Source organism: Acinetobacter sp. 22512 (assembly GCF_052044755.1).
GTDB classification, from domain to species: Bacteria; Pseudomonadota; Gammaproteobacteria; order Pseudomonadales; family Moraxellaceae; genus Acinetobacter; species Acinetobacter pittii.
In genome coordinates this window covers 1-350 of the sequence record NZ_JBQENP010000055.1, presented here as the reverse complement: position 1 = coordinate 350, position 350 = coordinate 1, and the positions used below count along the sequence as shown (strand labels likewise).

The following is a 350-nucleotide window of genomic DNA, read 5'->3' as shown; positions in this document are numbered from 1 at the left end:
GTACCTGCATTGCCTGCTGCATCTGTTGCAGTCACGGTAATGGTGTGTGGACCATCAGTTAACGCAGGAAGTGTATTGTCTGCAAGCGTCCAGGTGCCGTCACCATTGTTCACTGCCGGATAGTCAACACCATCCACGTTCACAACCACTGTTGCTGTCGGATCGTTCACTGTACCAGTGAGTGCTGGTGTGCTGTCATTCGTCAACACATCATCAAGTGCAACCACCGGCGGTGTGATGTCGGCAGAGACTGTGCCTGTACCTGGCAATGAAGTATTGCCTGCAGGGTCAGTCGCTGTTGCTGTAACCGTATCGCCATCTACCAGATTGCCCGGGTTTGGTACTGACCA

General features: G+C 53.1%; 1 protein-coding gene. It reads right to left on the bottom strand.

From position 1 onward, the window contains the following. A partial coding sequence (locus tag ACTJJG_RS19070; protein ID WP_440609004.1) for an Ig-like domain-containing protein occupies positions 1 to 350 on the bottom strand: 350 nt, incomplete at both ends.